The sequence below is a fragment of the Xanthomonas axonopodis genome (assembly GCF_001304695.1).
GTDB lineage: Bacteria > Pseudomonadota > Gammaproteobacteria > Xanthomonadales > Xanthomonadaceae > Xanthomonas > Xanthomonas axonopodis.
The window spans coordinates 22,202-29,231 of record NZ_JFAQ01000056.1 but is presented as its reverse complement, the minus strand read 5'-3'; the positions used below and the strand labels follow the sequence as shown (position 1 = coordinate 29,231).

Annotated in this window: 5 protein-coding genes and 1 pseudogene; all 6 read right to left on the bottom strand. The window is 62.0% G+C overall.

What is annotated here, in order from left to right:
* Positions 1-134: 134 nt before the first annotated feature.
* Positions 135-460, bottom strand: a pseudogene (locus XAXN_RS05970) (hypothetical protein); the annotation flags it as partial.
* Between the two features lie 37 nt (positions 461-497).
* Positions 498-824 carry a thioredoxin family protein gene (locus XAXN_RS05965; RefSeq protein ID WP_054318877.1) on the bottom strand — a complete coding sequence of 109 codons (327 nt, stop codon included), beginning with the start codon at positions 822-824 and terminating at the stop codon, positions 498-500.
* Positions 796-1,278 (bottom strand): flavodoxin, encoded by a 483-nt coding sequence (locus XAXN_RS05960; protein ID WP_054318876.1) that lies wholly within the window; start codon positions 1,276-1,278, stop codon positions 796-798. The genes XAXN_RS05965 and XAXN_RS05960 overlap by 29 nt, the downstream gene beginning before the upstream one ends.
* A gap of 343 nt (positions 1,279-1,621) precedes the next feature.
* Positions 1,622-2,665 (bottom strand): ribonucleotide-diphosphate reductase subunit beta, encoded by a 1,044-nt coding sequence (locus tag XAXN_RS05955; RefSeq protein WP_042824159.1) that lies wholly within the window; start codon positions 2,663-2,665, stop codon positions 1,622-1,624.
* A 192-nt stretch (positions 2,666-2,857) separates the two neighbouring features.
* A complete protein-coding gene (locus tag XAXN_RS05950) occupies positions 2,858-5,359 on the bottom strand; it encodes a ribonucleoside-diphosphate reductase subunit alpha (protein ID WP_054318875.1) in 2,502 nt (833 codons plus the stop codon).
* Positions 5,360-5,963: 604 nt separating this feature from the next.
* Positions 5,964-7,007, bottom strand: a complete 1,044-nt coding sequence (locus XAXN_RS05945) for a DUF475 domain-containing protein (RefSeq protein WP_054318874.1) — start codon at positions 7,005-7,007, stop codon at positions 5,964-5,966.
* Positions 7,008-7,030 lie beyond the last annotated feature (23 nt).

Sequence of the window (7,030 nt, the reverse complement as noted above, 5' to 3'; positions counted from 1 at the left end):
AATACAACGAGGAGCGACCCAAGAAGGCAATCGACGGCATGACGCCATCCGCGTATGCCCAACAGCTGGCCAATACCGATATCATCAACCCCGGACTCTAAACCCGGCCGCTACTCAGGACGGGGGGACGTCGGCGGGTCGGTCCACAGGTTGTCGCTGCGATACTCGGTCAACGTGTTGTGGGTACGGTCGTGGCGATGGCCCAGGATACGGAACGGGTGCATGCAGTTGACCTGCAAAGACGCATTGCGTTCAACGCAGACGAAGCTCGCTTCCAGCACCGTGCCATGCCGGCGCAACCAGACGACGCGGCGCATGCCATAAGCGACAGCCAAGGATGCCGCCACCACCCCGGTAACAAGATCCAGCGCGCCTGGTCCGGCAGCAGCGCCGCACCGGGCAACAGGCCCAACCCCGCCAGCAGGAAGCTCCAGGCGACGATGGTGACCGTGGCGTTCATCGCCGGGCGCCTTGCATCGACCGGGCGCCGGCCACTCTCACAGGCCGTTGCGTACCGCCGCTTCCACCTGCGCCGGCGACTGGAAGCCAGGTAACCGCGCCACCTCGCTGCCGTCGCGGTATAGCGCCAGGGTCGGCGTCTGGCGCAGGCCCAGGTCGCGGAAAAAGTCCTCGCCCACCACTTCCAGCTTGACCTTCAACAAGGCCACGCCATTGGCGGCATCGCTGTTGGCGAACTTGTCCAGCGACATGTCGAGCATGCGGCAGCCGGGGCAGTTGTCCTTGTAGAAGTCCACCAGCGCGCGCGGATGCGCGGCCAGGGTCTGGGTGTAGTGCTCAGGCGACGTGACGGTAATGGTCTGCATTGGGATCGTTCTTGCATTGGGCCAGAACCGTATCGGTCCAGGCGGCGATGGCCTGCGCGTCGCGCTGGCCGTGGGGCATCTGTTCGATGGTCAAACGAGGAAACGGGCTGTCGAAGAAGCGCGCGATACGGTGCACCGCACCGCAAAAATATTCCTCGCCCCATTGCGTTTCGCCAGTGCCGAACACTGCAACGCGCGGTGGCTTGCCCAGCGTGTCGACCAATTCGACGATGAAACGCTTCATCTCCGCCGGCGTACGCCCGCCGTTGTCGGTCCAACTACCAAGCAGAAATAACTCGTACTGTCCTGGCGCATGCGGCACCTGATCCAACCGCTGCATGTCGGTCTCCACCCAGGTCACCACATGCCCGGCCGCCTCGCACTGCCGCGCAACACTGCGCGCCACATCACGCGTGTTGCCGCTCAACGATGCCAGGGCCAGCAGGATGTTCATGGGGCGGGGATTGGGGATTAGCTCAGAGCTGAATTGGTAGCTCCAGAACTCCTCACGCGAAGGTGGAGGCTGCTTCTCGAGGAGTGCGCGTATCTGCGCATGCAAATATTGTGACCCTTCCAATGCCCCTGCAACTCCTGATGCAGACGGCTGATTGACTCACTCTGCCGCCTGAGCTCTGCGTGTGTAGTCAACAAAAGACTGCACAAAACTACTGCCAAAATTACGGCAAGCAAGCACATCGTAGCGATCACATAAAGCATATCCATGCTCGCGGCAGCTAAGAATTCTGGTAGACATCAAACGCATAGGGTGGCTGTTGCCAATCCCGAATGCCGGCCCCTCACAAATCATCAAACCCGTTATCCGAGTTGGTCTTCTTGTACGAGGCATTGCGCATCTCGAAGAAATCGGTCTTGGTTTCGGTGAAGTTGTCGGCGTAGGCCTTGATCCACGGCATCACGTTGTCGTTGGCGCCTTCGTACAGCTTCTCGATGCCGAGCATGCCGGCCATCTTGTTGGCGCGGTACTTCACGTAACGGATCATCTCGTCCACGTCGATGCCGTCGATGCCGTCCAGCACTTCGGCCGTCCACACCGTTTCCAGGTCGATCGCGTGCTCAAACGCTTTGTGCACGTAGTCGGTGAGCTCATCGCCCTGCAATGCCTGGTTCTCGCCGATGATGGCGCGAATCAGCTCGCTGATGAACTTGGAATGCGCCAGCTCGTCGCGGTTGATGAAGCTGATGATCTTGCCGGTGCCGGTCATGCGGTTCTGGCGCACCAGATTGTAGAAATACGCAAAGCCGGAATAGAAGTTGATGCCTTCCAGGATCGAGGACTGGATCAGCGAACGAATCAGCGTTTCAGCCGTCTTGTCGCGCATGAAGTCTTCGTAGGCGCCCATGATCGGCGCGTTGCGCTTGATGATGGTCGGGTGCGTGCGCGCGATTTCGAACACGCGGTTCTGGTCGGCCAGGCCGGTGATCGAGGCCAGCACGTAGCTGTAGCTCTCGTTATGGATCACTTCCTGCTGGCCGATGATGGCGGCATTGGCATGCGCGGCCGGGTCGGTGATGTATTCGGCGACGTTGTAGATGAAGCGCGTCTGCGGCGAATCCAGCGTGGCCAGCAGGCCGATGATCGAATCGTAGGCATTCTTTTCGCGCGCCGACAGCTCGTTGTACTGGCGCGCATCGCCCTTCATGTCCACCTCGTCGGGGATCCAGAAGTTGGTCGACAGTTCCTTGTAGGCCCGATAGAAGGACGGGTACGGGATGTCGTTCCAATTGAGGATGCCCGAGGTCTGACCGTTGATGATGCTGGTCGAACGGTTCGGGTGACGCGGCTCAAGAATTTTGATGCGTTCAAGCGGTGTTGCGGACATGGGTCTCTACTCGTGTTTCAGGCGTCGCGCGCGCGCAGCGGGGACGACGGCAGCAATCATTCTGGAGGAAAGCCCCCTGAGTCAAGGAGCGCGCCGAAGGCGCGGGGTGTGGGAGCTGGTGAAGCAGGGTCCACGGTTCGCAACGCGAACCGTGGAAGCGAAGCGCGAATGCGCTTAGCTACTGCATGCGCTTTAGCTCGAACACCACTCGCACTCACTGATGTCGATGTCGTTGGAGCGCACGTAGTACGTGGTCTTCAAACCCTCGCGCCAGGCGGTCATGTGCAGGTCCAGCAACGTGCTCGCACGGATGGTGCTGGGCACGTAGAAGTTGAAGCTGATCGACTGGTCCACGTGACGCTGGCGACGGGCGTTCTGGCGCACACTGGCGAACTGGTCGACCTTGTAGGCGCCCTTTTCGTAGTACGGCCAGGTCTCCAGCGACAGGCCGGGCGCGGCGACCGGGCGACGGAAGTCCTTCTTTTCTTCGTAGTAGAACGCGCTGTAGATCGGGTCGATCGACGCGGTGGAACCGGCAATCTGCGCGGTGCTCATGTTCGGTGCAACTGCCAGCAGCCAGGCATTGCGCACGCCGTTCACCGCGACCTGCGCCGACAGCTCCAGCCATTGCGGGCTGTTGTAATCGCGCGCACGGAAGTACTCGCCGTTATGCCAGTCGCTGCCGCGGAACACGCTGTAGGTGCCCTTTTCCTTAGCCAGCTCCATGCTCGCCTGGATGGTCAGGTAGTTGATGCGCTCGTACAGCTCGTCGCTGTAATCCTCGGCTTCCTTGGCATTCCAGTGGATGGACTTCTGCGCCAGCAGGTGGTGCCAACCGAAGGTGCCAAGACCGATGGCGCGGTACTTCTGGTTGGTGATGGTGGCCTGCGGCACCGGCAACTGATTCAGGTCGATCACGTTGTCGAGCATGCGCACCTGGATCGGGATCAAGCGCTCCAGCACGTCGGCGCCCAGCAGATCGGCCTGGTCGGCCTGCACGGTGATCGCGCGGCCCAGGTTGATCGAGGACAGATTGCACACGACGAAGTCGCCCGCCTTCTTGGTGGTGACGATCTGATTGCCGCTGATGATTTCCTGCATCATCCGCGTCGGGCTCATGTTCTGCAGGATCTCGGTGCACAGGTTGGACGAATAGACCATGCCCTCGTGCTTGTTCGGGTTCTTGCGATTGACCTCATCGCGATAGAACATGAACGGGTTGCCGGTTTCCAGCTGGCTGACCATGATGCGCTTGAAGATGTCGATCGCCTTGACGGTCTTGCGCGTGATGCGCTCGTCGGCGACGACTTCTTCGTACTTGCGACGGAAGCTGCCGTTGGCATCGCCCTTCTTCTCGTCATAGAAGTCCTGCAGGTACCAGCCCTTGATCCGCTTCACTTCGTGCGGGTCGAACAGATACCAGTCGCCGCGACGCTCGACTGCTTCCATGAACAGGTCGGGGATGCACACCGAGGTGAACACGTCGTGCGCGCGCAGGCGCTGGTCGCCGTTGTTCAGGCGCAGGTCCAGGAACGCTTCGATGTCGCGGTGGAAGATGTCCAGGTAGACCGCGATGGCGCCCTTGCGCTGGCCCAGCTGGTCCACCGACACGGCGGTGTTGTTGAGCTGCTTGATCCACGGCACCACGCCACCGGACGAATTGGACACGCCACGGATCGCCGAGCCCGACGAACGCACATAGCCCAGGTAGGCGCCCACGCCGCCGCCGTGCTTGGACACGCGCGCCACGTCGGTATTGGAGTCGTAGATGCCCTGCAGGCTGTCGTCGACGGTATCGATGAAGCAGCTCGACAGCTGCCCGCCGACCTTGCCGGCATTGGCCAGGGTCGGCGTTGCCACGGTCATGTACAGGTTGGACAGCGCCCAGTAGGCCTCGCCCACCAGTTGCATGCGGCGCTCGCGGCTGCCCTTGCCGGTGCCGATCTCGTCCTGCATCAGGTACAGCGCAATGGTCAGCCAACGCTCCTGCGGCAGTTCGAACACGCCGCGCGAGCTGTCGGTGGCCAGGTAACGCGTGGCCAGCAGGTACAGGCCGTTGTAGGCAAACAGCTTGTCGCGCTCGGGCTCGATCATCTTGCCGGCTTCGATCAGCTCGTCCTTGGAATAGCGCCGCAGGATGTCGTTGGAATAGACATTGCGGTCGGCCAGGCTTTCCTGCAGGCCCACGAACGAGCCGTACTTCTGGCTGGCGTCGTAGAAACGGTTGCGGCTGGCACGCTTGTACAGGCGGCGCAGGTACAGACGCGCAGCGAAGTGTTCCCACTCCGGGGTGGTCAGATCGACGCGGGCTTCGGCCTCGCGGATCAGGTGGTCGACCAGGTCGTCGGCGTTGACGCTGTCCTTGCGCTCGACAAAGCCGAACACCGAGCGCTTGTAGTCGGCCACATCCAGCTGCGGGAACTCGGCATGGATCTGGTCGATGGCGCGATTCAGGCGCTCCGGCTCGAACGGAATCTTGCGATTGCCCGCCTCTTTTGTAATCCAGGTGGAGACGTTTTGTTCTTCGATGGTCTGTGCGTGCATTGCAATGGCTTGGCGGGGAGGCGGCACGATGTCCGACGGGTCGGTCAACTCCGGCGCGCCGCTACCAGGCGCGCTGACACTGGCGGGAACGCTGGGGGTGGTGGTTAAGGTACCGGCGGCGATCGCGGCAAGGGTGTCGTTGGTGGTCATGCGTCCTCCATGCGTAGGCACACGAACCTGCCGGAGAGCAGGCGACAGCCGAGCGGCGTTCCAGACGGCATTGGCGACACGGACGCACAGCGCACAGGCATCGCCCGCGGCGGCATCACCCACCAATTTCCCTGAACTCCCACGGCCGCCATCACGCGGTGTGCTGTCGCATGATGGTGTTTCGGTGGCAACGCGCTGCCGTCATTGGGCCGGAAGCGACCGCGGCAATGCCGGGGCGCGTACAGGTCGCTGAGATGGGAGCCGCAGGCGACATTGCCTGCGCGTCGCTTTCGTCTAATCGGTGCCACTTGGGGGCGGTCACCACCGAACCACAAGATAGTGGGGTACCCACAGGGGGTCAACACCAAATATGCCCAAAGTGCGATGAGCCTTGCAGGACAACGGGCTGCGCTGACGAGCGGTCGCCTCGCGCAGCGGAAGAACAAATACGACTGCGCAGGTCAAGTCAGGAGTGTCCTGATTCGCGAACCGCATTCACCTGCCGTCGACACCAAACGTGGAAGTCATCGCGCTTTTCAACCTGCCACCACCTTCTCCGGTGTCGCCGGCCTTGCAGCAGACGCGCGACCTTGCCGGTGAGCTTTCAGATCTCGGTCGGCCCGACATGGTGGCGCTTGCGGTAGCGGATCGACGACCACACCGAGGCGGCGATGAAGGCCACGCCGATCAGGCCGGTCAGCACCTCCGGGACGTGGTAGACCGTGCCCACCAGCATGATGATCGCCAGCACGCCGATGGCGTAATGGGCGCCATGCTCCAGGAACACGAACTCGTCCAGGGTGCCCTTGTGCACCAGATAGACGGTCATCGAGCGCACGAACATCGCGCCGATCGCCAGGCCCAGCATGATGATCACCACGTCGCGGGTGATCGCGAAGGCGCCGATCACGCCATCGAACGAGAACGACGCGTCCAGCACTTCCAGATACAGGAAGGCGGCGATGCCCGAACGCTTGGCCGGGCCCATGCTGCCGTCTTCGCTCTCTTCTGCTTCGAACAGCGCATCCACGCTGCCGACCAGCAGATACAGCAGGATGCCGCCCAGGCCTGCGAACAGCACGCTCTGGAAGATGCCGGCCGGCAGGAACAGCTTGGTGCCCAGCAGGACCGTCACCGCCACGATCACCGACATCGCATCGGCCTTGCCCAGCTTGCCGACCAGCCGCTCCACCGGGCCCAGCCAATGCAGCTTGCGCTCCTGGTCGAACAGGAAATTGAGGAAGACCAGCAGCAGGAACATGCCACCGAAGGCGGCAATGGACGGGTAGTTGTCGGTCAGCACCTGGCTATAGCGGTCCGGCTCCTTCAGCGCCATCTGCATCACCGGCACCAGGCCCATGCCGGTGGCCACCGACACGATCACGATCGGGAACACCAGGCGCATGCCGAATACGGCGATCAGGATGCCCACGGTGAGGAACAGTTGTTGCCAGAACGCGTTCATGTGCTTGAGCACGCCGGCGTTGACCACCGCGTTGTCGAACGACAACGACACCTCCAGCACGCTCAGCACCAGGCATAGCCACAGCGCCTGCCAGATCCCCATCGACGAGGTGTGACCCCACCACGCAGCCAGGCCCAGGCAGATAGCGGTGACCACGAACGACATTCTGAAATCGCGAAACATTGACACTCCCAGGCGGGCCGAGA

Excerpts from the sequence above, each read along its gene's own strand:
- XAXN_RS05950 (WP_054318875.1), bottom strand. The coding sequence starts at position 5,359 with ATGACCACCAACGACACCCTTGCCGCGATCGCCGCCGGTACCTTAACC.
- XAXN_RS05965 (WP_054318877.1), bottom strand. The coding sequence starts at position 824 with ATGCAGACCATTACCGTCACGTCGCCTGAGCACTACACCCAGACCCTG.
- XAXN_RS05955 (WP_042824159.1), bottom strand. The coding sequence starts at position 2,665 with ATGTCCGCAACACCGCTTGAACGCATCAAAATTCTTGAGCCGCGTCAC.
- XAXN_RS05960 (WP_054318876.1), bottom strand. The coding sequence starts at position 1,278 with ATGAACATCCTGCTGGCCCTGGCATCGTTGAGCGGCAACACGCGTGAT.
- XAXN_RS05945 (WP_054318874.1), bottom strand. The coding sequence starts at position 7,007 with ATGTTTCGCGATTTCAGAATGTCGTTCGTGGTCACCGCTATCTGCCTG.